Annotated in this window: 14 protein-coding genes; 8 read left to right on the plus strand and 6 right to left on the minus strand. The window is 72.7% G+C overall.

The window, feature by feature from the left end:
- Positions 1 to 44 precede the first annotated feature (44 nt).
- A complete protein-coding gene (locus J2X59_RS07485) occupies positions 45 to 1,367 on the plus strand; it encodes an MFS transporter (RefSeq protein ID WP_066653656.1) in 1,323 nt (440 codons plus the stop codon).
- Between the two features lie 416 nt (positions 1,368 to 1,783).
- On the opposite strand, the gene J2X59_RS07490 is transcribed toward J2X59_RS07485, so the two are convergent.
- Positions 1,784 to 2,437, minus strand: coding sequence for an NAD(P)-dependent oxidoreductase (locus J2X59_RS07490; protein WP_066653653.1), 654 nt, complete (start codon positions 2,435 to 2,437; stop codon positions 1,784 to 1,786).
- Between the two features lie 90 nt (positions 2,438 to 2,527).
- Between J2X59_RS07490 and J2X59_RS07495 the strand changes: the two genes are divergently transcribed.
- The 3 genes from J2X59_RS07495 to J2X59_RS07505 all read left to right on the plus strand — a co-directional run bounded on the left by J2X59_RS07495 (position 2,528) and on the right by J2X59_RS07505 (position 5,091).
- A complete protein-coding gene (locus J2X59_RS07495; protein ID WP_251154911.1) occupies positions 2,528 to 2,890 on the plus strand; it encodes a winged helix-turn-helix transcriptional regulator in 363 nt (120 codons plus the stop codon).
- Positions 2,891 to 3,036: 146 nt separating this feature from the next.
- A complete protein-coding gene (locus J2X59_RS07500; protein WP_326496234.1) occupies positions 3,037 to 4,065 on the plus strand; it encodes an NADPH:quinone reductase in 1,029 nt (342 codons plus the stop codon).
- A gap of 153 nt (positions 4,066 to 4,218) precedes the next feature.
- Positions 4,219 to 5,091 (plus strand): patatin-like phospholipase family protein, encoded by an 873-nt coding sequence (locus tag J2X59_RS07505; protein WP_326496235.1) that lies wholly within the window; start codon positions 4,219 to 4,221, stop codon positions 5,089 to 5,091.
- Between the two features lie 177 nt (positions 5,092 to 5,268).
- Here J2X59_RS07505 and J2X59_RS07510 read toward each other — a convergent pair whose 3' ends face one another.
- Positions 5,269 to 6,462 (minus strand): acyl-CoA dehydrogenase family protein, encoded by a 1,194-nt coding sequence (locus tag J2X59_RS07510; RefSeq protein WP_326496236.1) that lies wholly within the window; start codon positions 6,460 to 6,462, stop codon positions 5,269 to 5,271.
- 63 nt (positions 6,463 to 6,525) lie between these two features.
- On the opposite strand from J2X59_RS07510, the gene J2X59_RS07515 reads away from it, so the two are divergent.
- A complete protein-coding gene (locus tag J2X59_RS07515) occupies positions 6,526 to 7,146 on the plus strand; it encodes a QsdR family transcriptional regulator (RefSeq protein ID WP_066653639.1) in 621 nt (206 codons plus the stop codon).
- Between the two features lie 24 nt (positions 7,147 to 7,170).
- Here the strand turns inward: J2X59_RS07515 and J2X59_RS07520 are convergent, their stop codons facing one another.
- From J2X59_RS07520 to J2X59_RS07530, 3 genes are all read right to left on the minus strand, one after another.
- Positions 7,171 to 7,608, minus strand: coding sequence for a VOC family protein (locus J2X59_RS07520; RefSeq protein ID WP_209683155.1), 438 nt, complete (start codon positions 7,606 to 7,608; stop codon positions 7,171 to 7,173).
- Positions 7,609 to 7,685: 77 nt separating this feature from the next.
- Complete coding sequence (locus tag J2X59_RS07525; RefSeq protein ID WP_326496237.1) at positions 7,686 to 8,144, minus strand: VOC family protein; 459 nt, start codon at positions 8,142 to 8,144, stop codon at positions 7,686 to 7,688.
- Positions 8,145 to 8,504: 360 nt separating this feature from the next.
- Positions 8,505 to 11,975 (minus strand): bifunctional proline dehydrogenase/L-glutamate gamma-semialdehyde dehydrogenase, encoded by a 3,471-nt coding sequence (locus J2X59_RS07530; RefSeq protein ID WP_326496238.1) that lies wholly within the window; start codon positions 11,973 to 11,975, stop codon positions 8,505 to 8,507.
- An 81-nt stretch (positions 11,976 to 12,056) separates the two neighbouring features.
- On the opposite strand from J2X59_RS07530, the gene J2X59_RS07535 reads away from it, so the two are divergent.
- Positions 12,057 to 12,959, plus strand: a complete 903-nt coding sequence (locus tag J2X59_RS07535) for a LysR family transcriptional regulator (RefSeq protein ID WP_326496239.1) — start codon at positions 12,057 to 12,059, stop codon at positions 12,957 to 12,959.
- A 163-nt stretch (positions 12,960 to 13,122) separates the two neighbouring features.
- On the plus strand, positions 13,123 to 13,755 hold the full coding sequence (locus J2X59_RS07540) for an FMN-dependent NADH-azoreductase (RefSeq protein WP_066653625.1): 633 nt from the start codon (positions 13,123 to 13,125) through the stop codon (positions 13,753 to 13,755).
- 42 nt (positions 13,756 to 13,797) lie between these two features.
- On the opposite strand, the gene J2X59_RS07545 is transcribed toward J2X59_RS07540, so the two are convergent.
- The gene (locus tag J2X59_RS07545) at positions 13,798 to 14,841 is read right to left on the minus strand and encodes an MBL fold metallo-hydrolase (protein ID WP_326496240.1); all 1,044 of its coding nucleotides are present in this window, start codon (positions 14,839 to 14,841) and stop codon (positions 13,798 to 13,800) included.
- 136 nt (positions 14,842 to 14,977) lie between these two features.
- Between J2X59_RS07545 and J2X59_RS07550 the strand changes: the two genes are divergently transcribed.
- Positions 14,978 to 16,021 carry an ATP-dependent DNA ligase gene (locus J2X59_RS07550; RefSeq protein ID WP_326496241.1) on the plus strand — a complete coding sequence of 348 codons (1,044 nt, stop codon included), beginning with the start codon at positions 14,978 to 14,980 and terminating at the stop codon, positions 16,019 to 16,021.
- Positions 16,022 to 16,094: the final 73 nt, after the last annotated feature.

Here is a 16,094-nt window from a genome sequence, read left to right on the forward strand (position 1 = left end):
AACGGGTACCGACTCCACCCCCGACGATCCGGAGCCCCACCACCGTGAGTGCGTCATCGACGACCCTCCCTCCACCCACCGAACCACTCCCGATCCAGGCCGAACGTCCACCGTGGCGGCACACCCTCATCGCCCTGTCGGTCCCGAACTTCCGGCTGTTCACCGCGACCAACCTCGTCGCGATGACCGCGGGCTGGATGCAGCGGATCGCGCAGGACTGGCTCGTCCTGCAGCTCACCGGCTCCGTCGCGCAGGTCGGCATCACCGTCGCGTGCCAGTTCGCGCCGATGCTGTTCTTCGGGCTCTGGGGCGGGGTGCTCGTCGACCGGTTCTCGAAGCGCGCGCTCATGATGCTCACCCAGGGCGCCTTCGCGGTGCTCTCCGCACTGCTCGCCGTCCTGACCCTCACCGGCGTGGTCGAGGCGTGGCACATCTGGGTCATCGCGTTCCTCGTCGGGATGGTCACCGTCATCGACAACCCCGCGCGGCAGGTCTTCGTCACCGAGATCGTCGGGCACCAGCACCTGCGGAACGCGATCAGCGTCAACTCGAGCGTGTTCCAGCTCGGCGGGATGATCGGGCCCGCGCTGTCCGGAGCGCTGCTCGTCGCCGTCGGGGCGGGGTGGTCGTTCGGGGTGAACGCGATCGCCTGCGTCGCCGTGGTCGTGACGCTCGGGTTCCTCCGGACCTCGGAGCTCCACCGGACACCGCCGATGCCGCGCGCCAAGGGACAGCTCGTCGAGGGCCTGCGCTACGCCGTCCGGAAGCCGACGATCCTGGTGCCGGTCGTGCTCATGGCGTTCTTCTCGGTGTTCGCCCTGACGATGCCGGTGCTGCTCTCGGCCTTCGCGTCCGAGGTCTACGACGTGGGCGCGGGCGGCTACGGGGTGTTCAACTCCGCGGTCGCGGTCGGAGCCCTCGCCGGGGCGCTGCTCTCGACCAGGCGCGCGACCGTGCGGCTGCGGACGATCGTCGGCGGGGTGTTCTGGACGGGCGTGCTGCTCGTCGTGAGCGGCTCGATCCCGGTGATCGCGCCGTTCACCGTGGCGCTCGTCGCGGTCGGGATGTCACAACTGCTGTTCATGACGGCGTCGAACTCGCTCGTGCAGCTGTCGTCGAACGTCGCGATCCGAGGCCGGGTGATGTCGCTCTACGTGCTCGTGCTGCTCGGCGGCCAGGCCGTGGGCGGGCCGGTCATGGGGCAGGTCGTCGACCACTTCGGCGCGCACGTCGGCATGGTGGTCGCCGGGGGCGTCCCCGCGGTGGCGGCGGTCGTCGCCGGCGTCGTGCTCGCACGGCGGGGCGGGCTGCACCTGGCGGTGCGGATGCGGCACCACGTGCCGCTGCCCGCGATCGAAGCGCGGTAGCGCGCGGTAGCGCACGCGCCCCGCGGCGCGCGGGGCGCGGGGCGCGGGGCGCGCGGCTGCGGGGCGCGCGGCTGCGGGGCGCGCGGCTGCGGGGTCGCGGCGCGCGGCGCTGGAGCACAACCGAAAGCACGTCGCGCCACGGGAACACACGGCGCGACGTGCGTTCCGTTGTGCAGCAGCACGCCGCACCACGCGACGGACGGAAGGCACGGGCCGGCCCACACCGCGCCTCCCGTCCGGCGACGGAACACGCGCAGGGGCGCGGCACAACCGAAAGCACGTCGCGCCACGGGAACACGTGGCACGACGTGTGTTCCGTGGTGCGAGAGCGCACCGCACCACGCGACGGACGGGAGGCACGGTGCGAGCCCGCACCGTGCCTCCCGTCCGTCAGCGGGTCGCGCCGGCCGCTCGTGTCAGTACGCGACGCCGAACCGCGCGCGGTGGTGCGCCGGGTGCTCGATCTCGTCGACGATCGCGATCGCGTAGTCCGCACCGGAGATGTCCGAGTTGCCCTCGGCGTCGGTGAGGAGCAGGTCGTCCGTGGTGCGGTAGGTGCCCCGACGCTCGCCGGGGTTGTACCCGCCGAAGGCCGCGGCCGGGCTCACGTAGAACCAGTCGACGTCGCCGGTGTACCCACCGGAGCGCAGCCGGTCGAGGATCTCACCGTGGCTCTTCGCCTCGCCCTTGAAGGCGTCGGGGAACTCGGCGGTCTCGTAGAGCGCCGGACCGCCCTCGGCGACGAGCAGCGAACCCGCACCACCGACGATGCCGAGCCGGGCGCCGGCAGCAGCTGCTGCGTCGACGAAGTGCTGGAACTTGTCCTTGAGCTCACTGCCGTCCGCCTGGACCGCGTGCAGCGAGACCACGACGACGTCGGCGTCCTTCGTGACGTCCGCCACGAACGACGGGTCGAAGGCGTCGCCCTGCGCGAGGGTGAGCCCCTCGGCGGCGTCGAGCTTGGAGGTGTCGCGAGCGACGGCGGTGACGGCGAGACCGCGGGACAGGGCCTCGCGGACGATGGCGGAGCCGGCGTACCCGGTGCCGCCGAAGACGACGATGTTGGTCATGAGAGTCCTTCCGTGACTGGTGCGACCGACGGTACTCGCGTTACTCTCTTCTGGGAAGTAGGCACCTCACAGTGCGTAACGGAGGTCGGGATGTCAGCACTCGAGTACAGCCCCTACGCGGCGGACTGCCCCTCGCGGCAGCTGCTCGACCGCATCGGCGACCGGTGGAGCGTGCTGGTGATCGGGTCGCTCGTCGACGGACCGCAGCGCTACTCCGCCGTCGCGAACCGGGTGCAGGGGGTGTCGCAGAAGATGCTCACGCAGACGCTGCGCGCGCTCGAGCGGGACGGACTGGTGACACGCACGGTCTTCCCCGAGATCCCGCCGCGGGTCGAGTACGAGCTCACCGAGCGGGGTCGCTCGCTGCGCGCGGTGCTGGCGCCGCTCGAGGACTGGGCGACGTCGCACATGGCGGACGTGCAGGACTCGCGCGACGTGTACGACGCGCGCTGAGCGCGTCGCCGTGTGGCGCTGTACCGCGCAGCACCGGGACCCGCACGGCACCGGTGCGGCATCACGCGGCGCCGCGGACACGCGCGGCCGACCGCCGCTGACCGTCCGCAGGAAGACCCGGGAACCGGCGGTGGTTGCCTGGACACATGCGATCGATCGTCTACACGAAGCCCGGTGACAGCAGCGTCCTCGACCTGGTCGAGCGGGAGGTCCCCCAGCCCGGCCCCGGCGAGGTCCGCGTCCGCGTGGTCGTCTCCGGTGTGAACCCCACCGACTGGAAGGCCCGCGCCGGCGGTACCTACGGCGACGGCCTGCCCTTCCCCGAGATCACCCCGAACCAGGACGGCGCCGGCGTGGTCGACGCCGTCGGCGAGGGCGTCGAGACCCTGCACGAGGGCGACCGCGTGTGGCTGTACATGGCAGCCGCCAGCCGTCCCACCGGCACCGCGCAGGAGTACACCGTCGTCCCGGCAGCGCGCGCGGTCGTGCTGCCCGAGGGCACGAGCTTCGACGTCGGTGCCTCGCTCGGTGTCCCGGCGATGACCGCCCACCGCGCACTCACCACCCACGAGGACGGTCCGGGCCGCCTGAGCCCCGGTGCGCTCGAGGGCCGCACGGTCCTGGTCGCCGGTGGCGCCGGTGCCGTCGGCCACGCCGCGATCCAGCTCGCCCGGTGGGCCGGCGCGACCGTGATCAGCACGATCAGCTCCGACGAGAAGGCTGCCCTGGCGACCGCCGCCGGGGCGCACCACACCGTGAACTACCGCGACGAGGACGCCGCCGCGCGCATCCGCGAGATCGCCCCGGACGGCGTCGACATCGTCGTGGAGGTCTCGATCCCGCAGAACGCCCAGCTCGTCGCCGACGTCCTGGCGAACCACGGCGTCGTGTCGATCTACGCGAACAACGGTGGCGACGACGCGACGCTGCCGATCCGTCCGAACATGTCGGTCAACGCGCGCTACCAGTTCCTGCTGCTGTACACGATCGGCGACCGAGCCCTGGCTGCCGCCGCCGAGGACGTCACCGCCGCGCTGCGCGCCGACGTCCTGCCCGTCGGCGAGGACGCCGGCCTCCCCCTGACGCGCTTCGCGCTCGAGGACACCGCGGCCGCGCACGACGCCGCCGAGGGCGACGCGGTCGGCAAGGTCCTGATCGACGTCGCGTCCGAGTAGGACCGGTCACCGACGCGACCGGGTGACGGACGGGAGGCGCGACCCGCGTCCGGACGCCGCGTCACCGACGCGACCCGGTGACGGCCTGGAGGCGCGTGGCGGATCCGCCCCGCGCCTCCCGGCCGTCCCGCGCCCACCTGGTACACAGGACCCATGACCGACGTCTCGACGCCCGCGCCCGGAACCAGAGCTCTCGTCCTCGGGGGTGGCGGCGTCGCCGGCATCGCGTGGGAGGTCGGGGTCCTCTCCGCCCTGCAGGACGCCGGGGTCGACCTCGATGCAGCGGACCTCGTCGTCGGGACGAGCGCCGGCAGTGTCGTCGGGTCGTTCGTCCGCGCCGGCGCCGTGGCCCAGGCGTACGAGCAGCAGCACGCGCCGCTGCCGAGCACCTACGTCGAGCCGGAGCGGATCGCCGGCGAGGACTTCCAGGACCGCCTGCTGCAGGTGCTCGCGGGCGCGACCTCGGAGCAGGACGCCCGCGCGCGGCTCGGCGCCGTGGCGCAGCAGGTCGTCACCGGGCAGTCCGACGACGAGCGCACCGCGACCTTCACAGAGACCCTGCCGTCGACCGACTGGCCGGCGGAGCGGCTCGCGCTGACGACGATCGACGCCCTCGACGGGGCGTTCCGGGTGCTGACCGCGGAGTCGGGCGTGCCGCTCCCCCGCGCCGTGGCCGCGAGCTGCTCCGTGCCGTTCGTGTGGTCCCCCGTGCACATCGACGGCGTCCCGCACTACGACGGTGGCCTCCGCTCGGCCACCAACGCGGACGTCGCCGCCGGGTACGAGCGAGTGCTCGTCGTCGCGTGCGGGCCGGAGGGACCGTCGCCGCTCGGGCCGTGGCTCGACCTGGCGGTGGAGTCCCTGCGGGCCGGCGGCAGCTCGGTCGAGACGATCGTGGCGGACAGCGGGGCGCAGCACGCGTTCGGCGAGAACTCGTTGTCACTGTCGACGCAGGCGCCCTCGGCGACCGAGGGTCGTCGGCAGGGCGAGGCGGCGGCGGAGGCGATCGCGGCGTTCTGGGCGTAGCCGTCGACGGTCGCCGGCGCGGTGCCCGTCAGGTCTCGAGCGCGCGGTCCGCGACATCACACCCGTCGATCGACGGGTGCGGTGTCGCACGATGCACGCGCACCGGGTGCGGTCGCATGCTCCGACGTTGCACGCGTCGATCGACGCGTGCAACGTCGCGAGGACGGGCGGCAGCCGTCAGACGAAGGCGGCCTCGCCCGTGATCGCCCGGCCCACGATGAGCGTGTTCACCTCGCGCGTCCCCTCGTACGAGTAGATCGCCTCGGCGTCGGAGAAGAACCGCGCGACACCCTTGTCGAGGACGATGCCGTTGCCGCCCTGGACCTCGCGGCACCAGCCGACGGTCTCGCGCATCTTCGCCGTCGCGAACGCCTTCGCCATCGCGGAGTGCTCGTCGCCGCCGATCCCCTGGTCCTGCATCGCCGAGGCCTGCGTGCACAGCGCGATCGACGCGGTGATGTTCATCAGGGACCGCACGAGCAGGTCCTGCACCATCTGGTGCGCGGCGATCGGCTTGCCGAACTGCACGCGCTCGCGGGCGTAGGCGAGCGCTGCCTCGTAGGCACCGATCGCGATGCCGACGGCCTGCCAGGCGACCTCCGTACGGGTGAGCCGGAGCACCGCCGCCGTGGTGCGGAACGAGTCCGCGCGCTGGAGTCGGCGCGACTCGGGCACCCGGACGCCGTCGAGCACGATGTCGGCGTTCTGCACGGTGCGCAGCGCGATCTTGTCCTCGATCTTGGTGGCGGTGAAGCCCGGCGTGTCCGTGGTGACGAGGAAGCCCTTGACCTGCTGGTCGGCGACGTCCTTCGCCCAGATCACGACGACGTCCGCGAAGGTCGCGTTGCCGATCCACCGCTTCTCGCCGTCCAGCACCCAGGTGTCGCCCTCGCGCCGCGCCGTGGTGCGGAGCCCGCGCGCCGAGTCACTGCCCGACAGCGGCTCGGTGAGCCCGAACGCGCCGACGACCTCGCCTCGGGCCATCCGCGGCAGCCACTCCTGCTGCTGCTCGTCGCTGCCGCCGACGGCGATCGAGTTCATCGCGAGGCCGGACTGCACCCCGATGAACGTGGAGACGCCGGCGTCGATGCGACCGAGTTCGAGCGCCGCCCAACCGCGGTACACAGCCGAGTTCTCGAAGTGCCGCACGAGCGGGATGCCCGGGCCGTACATGCCGAGCTCGGCGAGCGGCGCGATGGTCTGCACCGGGAACTCCGCACGGGCCCAGTACTGGTCAGCGATCGGACGGACCTCGGCCTTGAGGTACGCACGCAGCTGCCCGAGCGACTCCCGCTCACGGGCCGTGAGCCCCTCCTGGAACCGGTAGAAGTCGGACTCGAGCAGGGGCGTGTCGGTGATCGACGTTGACATGACACCAACAATGCATCATTCTCGAAAACGTTGCAAGACCGGCATCGGCACTCAGGGGGAACGATGAGGAACGAACCACTCGGCACGCTCGGGTCGACGCTCGTCCCGAGCGCGCTGGCCGCCAGGCTGGAGGCCCACGGCGACTCCCAGCGCGCGTTCCGTTCCGCACGACGCGCGTTCATCGACGGGGCCAGAATCGACATGGGCTCGCTCGCGTCGTCGCTCGGTGTCGACCGCACGTCGCTGTTCCGGTGGGTCGGCAACCGCGACCAGTTGCTCTCGGAGATCCTGTGGTCGCTCGCCGTACCGACGTTGGACGCCGCGGGGCGGGCGGCGGCCCCGTCCGGCGCGGCGCGGATCGTCGACGTGCTCGACCACTTCACGGCGGACCTCATCCGCGCGCCGTACTTCCGCGCCTTCCTGACCCGCGAACCGAGCCGCGCCCTGCGCCTGCTCACGACGACCGACAGCGACGTGCAGCGCCGGTTCGTCGCCGTCGTGACCTCCGTCATCGCGACGGAACAGGAGGCCGGGGCGTTCGACCCGGCACCGCTGTCCGCTGAGGAGCTCGCACGGCTGCTGGTCCGCGTGTCGGAGTCGTTCACCTACGCGGACCTGATCTCCGGCGACGACCCCGATCCCGTCCGGGCGAGGACGACGTTCGCGTACATCCTCCGCCCGTGACGGCCGGGGCCCGTCGCCGTCCGGTCACTTCTGCGCGGCGAGCTCCAGGTTGATGTCGTCCGGGTCCTGCACCGAGAGGATGACCATGCCGGCGTCCCCGAGGTCGGTGACCTCGCCGTGCTCGATGCCGGCGGCGTCGAGGCGTTCGGCAGCGGCGTGCAGTTCGTCGACGGAACCCACGACGAAGCTCACGTGGTCGAGGCCGACGGTGTCCGGGTCGAAGCGCTGCCCGCTCGGCGCGACCGGACGCAGCCCGAAGAGCTGGTCGCCGACCGGGAAGATCGCGCCGCCGTAGAGCCGCTCACGGTCCTCGGTGATGCCGGGCTCGTCGGCGTGCTCGCTGAAGTCCATCGCCGGTGCCGTACCGAGCAGCTGCTCGTAGAAGGCCTTGCTGCGGTGGATGTCGGTGACGGTGACCCGCACGTGGGCGAGGCCGAGGGGCTTGACGATCTGTTCGCTCATGCACCCGAGCCAACGCCGGAGGGCTGAGCGACACCGGGCAGCGTGCGGCTACCGGCCAGCCCGGCGCACCCGGTCGGTCAGGCGTCCGACGGTCGAGGCGCCGCGAGCTCGAGGTTGATGTCGTCCGGGTCCTGCAGCGACAGGACGACGAGCCCGAACGGTTCGAGGTCCGTGACCGCACCGTGCACGATGCCCGCCGCGTCGAGCCGTTCGACGGCGCGGTGGAGGTCGTCCACGGACCGGACCCGGAGGCTGAGGTGGTCGAGGCCCACCCGGTCGGGGTCGAAGCGGTCCCCCGCGGGAGCGACCGGTCGGAGCCCGAGCGTCTGCCCGTGGAACGTGAACGAGCACCCGCCGTACGTCCGCCAGGGGTCGTCGTGGATCGCGGGGTCGTCGATCTCGTCGCTGAAGTCGCTCCCGGGGGCCGTGCCGAACAGCTGTTCGTAGAACGCCTTGCTCCGTCGGATGTCCGTCACGGTCAACCGGACGTGCGCGAACCCCTGCGGATCGACGATGCCGCCGTCGGCCGTCCTCACCGGAAGCCCGCGGTGTCGAGGACGTGCCGAGGGAGCCCGTGGCCCGTGCAGCGATCTCGACGTCGGACGCCTCGGAAGACGTCGCGCACGTGGTCGCCGCAGCCGGTCCACGAGGTCTTGCCGCACACCGGGCACTGGACGGACTCGCACATGCGATCGACGGTACGCAGCGCGACTGCCGGACGGTACGGCGCACCGTCCCCCGCACGTCTGACGGTCCGGAAGGCGCACGGATTGCCTCGCGCATCGAACCACGAACGCGACATCGAACCAGCGCCCGGTGCTGGTTCGATGTCGCTTCCGTGGTTCGACTCCGGCCGCCCGCGCGTCGGGCGGCCCGGTCGAGCCGCCCGACGCCGGTCAGATCAGCGCGTCGGTGAGGTGGTTCGGCGTGCCGAAGCGGTGCGCCGTGATCGACACCGCCTGCTCGCGGAGGAACGGGAGCAGCTCGATCCGCCCGGCCTCGGTCACGGGCTCCCCGTACACGGCGACGTCCGGACGGCCACCGATCGCGGTCGTCAGCGCCGCGGTGTCGCCGCCGACGAGCCGCACGCGGGTGGACTCGCCACGCTCGATGCGCTTCGCGAAGGCCTCGTCTGACTGCCCCTCGGCGACGGACCGGACGTTCGGGAGGGCCCGGACGGCCGATGCGACGACCGACGGCAGCGCGGCCACCGACGAGACGTCGATCGTCGTCCCGGCGCGGACCGCCGCGGCCACGACACGCACGAGGTCGGCGACCGCGGGCTCCTCCGCCGACGCCAGGCGGACATGGACTCCGGGGTACGGCAGGTACCGCGCGATGTTCCGCTCGGCCGAGAGCGCCGAGACGTCGACCGCTGCACCGAAGAGCGACGACCAGGCCTGCTCGTCGGACGCGGCGGCCCGCTCGAGCGACTCCGACGTGACCCCGGCTGCGCTGAGGAACGAGCGCACGGGGGCGGACGTCGCCCCACCGGCCGACGCCGGTGCCGGCGACCACGAACCGAGCCCGAGCAGGTAGTTCAGCCCGCCCGCCTTGGTGCCGGCTCCGACGGCGGACTTCTTCCACCCGCCGAAGGGCTGCCGCCGCACGATGGCACCGGTGATCCCGCGGTTCACGTAGAGGTTGCCCGCCTCGATCCGGTCGAGCCACGTGCCGATCTCGGACGCGTCGAGCGAGTGCAGTCCCGAGGTCAGGCCGTAGTCGACCTCGTTCACGATGTCGATCGCCTCGTCGAGGGTCTTCGCGGTCATGATGCCGAGGATCGGGCCGAAGTACTCGGTGCGGTGGAACGCCGACCCACGCCGGACGCCGTCGCGGACACCGGGGCTCCACAGCTTGCCGGTGTCGTCGAGGCGCTTCGGTGCGACCGCCCACGACTCCCCCGAGCCGAGCGTCGTCAGGCCCTCGAGCAGCTTGCCGGCGGCGGGCTCGATGATCGGCCCCATCTGCGTCGTCGGGTCGGTCGGGTACCCGACGGTGAGCGAGGACACGGCGTCGAGGAGCTGCGAGCGGAAGCGGCGCGACGACGCGACGGACCCGACGAGCACGACGAGCGAGGCGGCGGAGCACTTCTGCCCGGCGTGCCCGAAGGCGGAGGCGACGACGTCCTTGACCGCGAGGTCGAGGTCGGCGGACGGGGTGACGATGATCGCGTTCTTGCCCGACGTCTCCGCGAGCAGCGGCAGGTCGGGACGGAACGACCGGAACAGCTCGGCCGTCTCGTACGCGCCGGTGAGGATCACCCGGTCGACCTGGGGAGCGGCGACGAGCTGCTTGCCGAGGTCGTCCTCGGCCACCTGGACGAAGGCGAGCACGTCGGCCGGGACGCCGTGGGCGTCGAGCGCGGTCTCGATGACCGTCGCCAGCACGGCACCGCAGCGCTCGGCCGGCGGCGCGGGCTTCAGCACGACGGCCGAGCCGGCAGCGAGGGCCGCCAGGGTCGAGCCGGCCGGGATCGCGACGGGGAAGTTCCACGGCGGCGTGACCAGCGTCAGCGCGGCCGGCGAGAAGGACGCGCCGTCGACGTCGTCGAGCTGCGCGGCGAGCTCGCCGTAGAAGTGCGCGAAGTCGATCGCCTCGGACACCTCGACGTCGGCCTGGTCGATCGTCTTCCCTGCCTCGGCCGCCATGACCTCGACGAGGGCGGCGCGGTTCGCCTCCAGCGCGTCACCGACGGCGTGGAGCACCGCACCGCGCGCAGCACCGGACCACGAGCCCCACTCGGTCCCGGCGGCGCGGACGCGACCCAGGACGGTCTCGAGCTGCTCGGCGGAGGTGAGCCGGGCCTCCTGGACGGCGCGTTCCCCGAGCGTCGACGTGGCGACGCGCGACGTGATGGCCGCACCCCACTCGCGGACCGTCGCGACCGACGGGTCGCTGTCCGGCGTGTTCTCGAAGTGACCGAGGCGGGGCCGCTCGACCGCCGCGTACCGGTCGCCGACGCGGTGCGGCGCCGGGGCGTCCAGGCCGCCGGGCTGTGAGAGCGGGGCCAGGGAGTCGCGGAACCGGGCTTCCTCGCGGGCGAAGAGCGCGGGCGACGACGCCAGCGAGAAGACCGCCGACATGAAGTTCTCCTGCGACGCGCCTTCCTCGAGCCGTCGGATCAGGTAGGCGATCGCCACGTCGAACTCGCCCGGGTGGACGACCGGCGTGTAGAGCAGCAGCGAGCCGACCGTGCGACGGACCGCCTCGGCCTGCCCCTGCGCCATGCCGAGCAGCATCTCGAACTCGATGCCGTCACGGACGCCGCGCTCCCCGGCGAGCAGCCAGGCGTGCGCGACGTCGAACAGGTTGTGCCCGGCGACGCCGACGCGCACGTTTGCGATGCGCTCGGGCGTGAGGGCCCAGTCGAGCACGCGCTTGTAGTTGGTGTCCGAGTCCTGCTTCGTGTGCCAGGTGGCGAGCGGCCACCCGTGCACCGAGGCCTCGACCTGCTCCATCGGCAGGTTCGCGCCCTTGACGAGGCGGACCTTGATGTCGGCACCGCCGCGGGCACGACGAGCGGCCGACCACTCCTGCAGGTGCTGCATCGCGGCGAGCGCGTCCGGCAGGTACGCCTGGAGCACGATGCCGGCCTCGAGGTCGGTGAGCTCCGGCTCGTCGAGGAGCTTCGTGAAGACCGCGATCGTCAGGTCGAGGTCCTTGTACTCCTCCATGTCGAGGTTGATGAACTTGCGCGGCGAGCTCTGCACGGCGCGACGGAAGAGCGGGCGGAGCTTCGCGATGATGTCCTCGACCGCGTGGTCGAACGCCCACGGCGAGTGCGGGTGCACGGTCGACGAGACCTTGATCGAGACGTAGTCGACGTCGTCACGGGCGAGGAGCCGCTGCGTGCCCTCGAGCCGGCGCGAGGCCTCCTTCTCACCGAGCACCGCCTCGCCGAGCAGGTTCACGTTCAGCCGGACGCCGTCGCGCTTGATCTTCGCGATCGCCGGCCCCAGCTTGGCGTCGGTCGCGTCGACGATGAGGTGTCCGACCATCTCGCGGAGCACCCGCCGCGCGATCGGGACGACGACACCGGGCAGCACCGGGGCCATGCCACCGCCGAGCCGGACGAGCCCGCGGAGCGCGGCGGGCAGGAACCCCGGCGCACCGGGCGCGATCTGCCGGAGCTTCCGGGCGGCCACCCCGAGGTCCTCGGGCCGGACGACGCCGTCGACGAACCCGACCGCGAAGTCGAGCCCGGCCGGGTCGGCGAGGACGCCTGCGAGCTGCTTCGCCGAGCCGTCGACCGGGTAGGTCTCGGCCTCGGCCAACCACTGGCGGACGAGGGCGACGGACTGGCCCGCCAGGTCGTCGTGCGGGGTCGGTGCGGCTTCGGCGTCGCGTGCCTGGAGGTCGGTCATGGGTTCAGTGTGGAGTTCGAGAAGCGTAAGCGGAAGCAACTCCTGCTGATGCGTACCGTGCAGGACAGCTACTGTGTCTGCATGCTCGACGTCCGTCGTCTCGTCCTCCTCCGGGAGCTCTCGATCCGGGGCACCGTCGCAGCCGTCGCGGAGGCCCTCAACTTCACCCCGTCCGCGGTGTCGCAACAGCTCGCCGTGCTCGAGCGTGAGGCCGGCGTGCCCCTGCTCCGCAAGGTCGGCCGTCGCCTGCAGCTCACCCCGCAGGCCGAGGTGCTCGTGCAGGCCGCCGGGCACGTGCTCGACGTGCTCGACCAGGCGCAGGCGCAGGTGGAGTCGTCGCTCCCCACGGTGCAGGGACGGGTCCGCGTGGCGGTGTTCCAGTCGGCCGCCCTCGCCCTCATGCCGAACGCGCTGCACGAGATGGCCGTCGCGCACCCGGACGTGCGCATCGAGATGGTCCAGCGCGAGCCCGAGACGGCACTGCACGAGACGTGGGCCCGCGAGTTCGACATGGTGATCGCCGAGCAGTACCCGGCACACACCGCGCCGCACCTGTCCGGGCTGCACCGGTCGGACCTGACGACGGACGAGGTGCGCCTCGCGCTGCCGCCGGTCGACACGGCCCTGGCACCGGTGTCGTCCATCGAGGACGCCGAGGCGATGCCGTGGGTGATGGAGCCCCGCGGCACGGCGTCGCGGCACTTCGCCGAGCAGGTCTGCCGCCGGTGGGGCTTCGAGCCCGACGTGCGGTACGAGACCGCCGACCTGCAGACCCAGATCCGCCTGGTCGAGTCCGGGAACGCCGTCAGCCTCATGCCCGACCTGATGTGGACGGGTCGGACCACCACGTGCCGGCTCGTCGACCTGCCCGATAGTCCGCGACGGACGATCTTCACCGTGGTCCGCGCCGCAGGGTCGTCCTCCCCGGCGGTCCGTGCGCTCCGCGACGCCCTCGAACGCGCGGCGGCGTCCGTGCACCGCTGACCCGCAGCCTCCCGTCCGCCCCGTCACGCCGTGGCCGGTCGGGAGGCTCCTCCCGCGGCCCCGCCGTGTCCCTCGCGGTCACGACGGGGCCGCTCCACGTCCACGAGGACACGGGCCGTCGGCTGCCCGTCCCACCGGGGCACGCGTCGGTAGCGTGGGCCGCATGCCCACGCTGCTGCACATCGACTCCTCCGCCGACCTCGCCCACTCGCGTTCGCGCGCCCTGACCGCCGCGTTCGCGGACGCCTGGCGCGCACGCGGCCCGGAGTACACGGTGGTGCGCCGGGACCTGCACGTCGACCAGCTCCCGCACCTCGAGACCTCGGCACTGCACTGGGCAGCGTCCGACCGCACCGCCGAGGAGTCCGTCGCGCCCGAGGCCGAGGCACTCCGCCAGGAGGTCATCGACGAGCTCCTCGCCGCGGACGCCGTCGTCGTCGGGGCGCCGCTGTACAACTACACGGTGCCGTCGACCCTCAAGGCCTGGATCGACCGGGTCCACGTGCCCGGGGTCCTCGCCGGCGACGTCCAGCCGCTCGCCGGTCGGCCGGTCGTGACGGTCGTCAGCCGCGGCGCCACCTACGACGCCGGCTCCCCGACCGAGACCTGGGACCACGGCTCGCCCGTGCTGCACCTGATCCTCGGGACGGCGCTCGGCATGAAGCTGTACCCGGTGACCGTCAGCGCCACCCTCGCGGACCGGATCCCGGACCTCGCACCGCTCGCCGAGCACGCGTCGGCCGAGTTCGCCGACGCCCGGACCACGCTCGAACGACTCGCCGCGACGGTCGTCTGAGCCGGACCGGAGGCAGCCGGACCGGCGTCAGCCGGACCGATCTCAGTCTCGCCGGATCTCGTCCGCCCGGCCGAGCAGGTCCGCGTGGAAGGCCGTCTGCGTCAGCGCGCTCGCGAGCAGGAACCCCGTCATCGAGTCGATCCCCCCGCTGAACGGCACGCGCGAGGCGACCTCGAACAGGGTCGGGGACGTCAGGGTGTCGAGCGCCGCGGCGACGTGGCGCGAACGCTCCGCTCGGTGCCGGGCGAGCGTCCGAGCACGCGTGACGACGTCGCGGAAGCGGTACTCGTGTCCCGGACAGACCTCGAGGTCGCCGTACCCGTCGAGCCGTGCGAGGGAGGACAGGAGGTCGCCGAGCGGGTTCGTGGTCGTCCGGCCGCCGAGTCCGATCCCGGAGTTGATGCGTGGCAGCACGTGGTCGCCGGTGAAGAGCAGCCCGTCGCCCTCGTCGACGAGGCACAGGTGCCCGGCGGTGTGCCCCGGTGTCCACAGCGCCCGGACCTCGCGCCCGGGGATCGGCAGCACGTCGCCGTCCGCCACGAGCAGGTCCGCGAAGGGCTCGACCGCGCGACCGAGGCCGATCCGTCGTCCGCTCCCCCACGCGGCGACCACGCCGGCGACCAGCTCCGCGGGCAGCCCCCACCCGGCGATGTCGGCGTCGTTCGCGGCGGCGTCCTCGCGCTCCCGCCGCAGGGCCTCGACCTCGAGCCGGTGCATCGCGATCCGGGCCCCGCTCGCACGCCGGAGCGCAGCGGCAGCACCGAGGTGGTCGGCGTGCAGGTGCGTCACGACGACGAGTCCGACCTGTTCGACCGAGCGCCCGACCGCCGCGAGACCGGCGCGGAGCACCGCGAGCTCGTCGTCCTCCGCCCATCCGGGGTCGATCACGGCGAGGGACCCGTCGGTCCCCTCCACCACGTAGGACAGGGTCGCGTCCGGCACGCCCCCGCGGAACGGCACCGCGAGGGTCCAGACGCCGGGGCGCACCTGCTCGACGGGCGGCAGGACGCCGTCGCGGAGCGCGGCGGCCTGCACGGGGCTGATCGGTTCCGGTGCCGGCGCTGCCGGCGGGGGCACGGTCGTCACGCGACCACCATAGTGACGACGCCCGCGCGTCGGGGTGGGCCGTGCCTCCCGGTCGGGACCCGTGCGCGTCGCGACCGACGGACGGAGCCGAGCCGAGCCTCCCGTCCGCCGGAGCGACCGCGAGTAGACAGGCCGCATGGAGATCGCACCGATGCTCGCCAAGGCCGTCGCCACCGTGCCCGACCCCGACAGCGTCCGCGGCGGACTGCGGTACGAGCCGAAGTGGGACGGCTTCCGGGGGATCGTGACGGTCGACGGCGACGACGTCACCATCGGCAGCCGCGGGGCGAAGCCGCTCACCCGGTACTTCCCGGAGCTCGTGGCGGCCTTCCGCGCGCAGTTCGGCGGACGCGACCACCCCGTCGTGCTCGACGGCGAGGTGGTCCTGCGGAGCGGCGAGCGGGGCGCCGAGCACCTGGACTGGGAAGCCCTCTCCCAGCGGATCCACCCCGCGGAGTCGCGCATCCGCACGCTGAGCGTCGAGACCCCCGCACAGTTCGTCGCGTTCGACCTCCTCGCCGTCGACGGGACGGAACTGCTGGACCTGCCGTTCGACGAGCGGCGCGCACAGCTGGAGGCACTCGCCGACGGCATGACCGACCCGCTGTTCGTCACCCGCACCACGCTCGACGTCGACCTCGCCCGCGAGTGGCTGACCACGTTCGAGGGCGCCGGCCTGGACGGCGTCGTGGCCAAGCCCCGGGCGAAGGCGTACGAGCCGAACAAGCGCACCATGCTCAAGGTGAAGCACCACCGGACCGCCGACGTCGTCGCGATCGGGTACCGCGTGCACAAGAGCGGCAGCGGCGTCGGCTCCCTGCTCGTCGGGCTGTACGACGCGGACGGTGACCTCCGCCAGGTCGGCGGCGTCTCCGCCTTCACCGACCGCCGGCGGCAGCAGCTGGTGGAGGAGCTCGAGCCCGTCGTGCTCCGCGATGCGGACGGGAGGCCCGTCACCGGTGACGGGGAACGGTCGCGGTTCTCGTCGGGTCGCGACACCTCGTTCGTCCGGCTCGCGCCCGAACGCGTGCTCGAGGTGCGGTACGACCAGATGGAGGGCGACCGGTTCCGGCACACGGTGCAGTTCGAGCGCTGGCGGCCCGACCGCGACGCCCGGACGTGCGGGTTCGAGCAGCTCGATGTCCCATCTGCGTACGACCTGCGCGACGTGTTGTCCTAGCGCTTGCACCGGCCGCCGCGCGTCAATATGCTCGCAGTAGTTAGGCTAACTAGTGACTTCCGGACGGGGATCC

Origin of the sequence: Curtobacterium sp. 260 (assembly GCF_030803485.1) — a bacterium.
Classification (GTDB): domain Bacteria; phylum Actinomycetota; class Actinomycetes; order Actinomycetales; family Microbacteriaceae; genus Curtobacterium.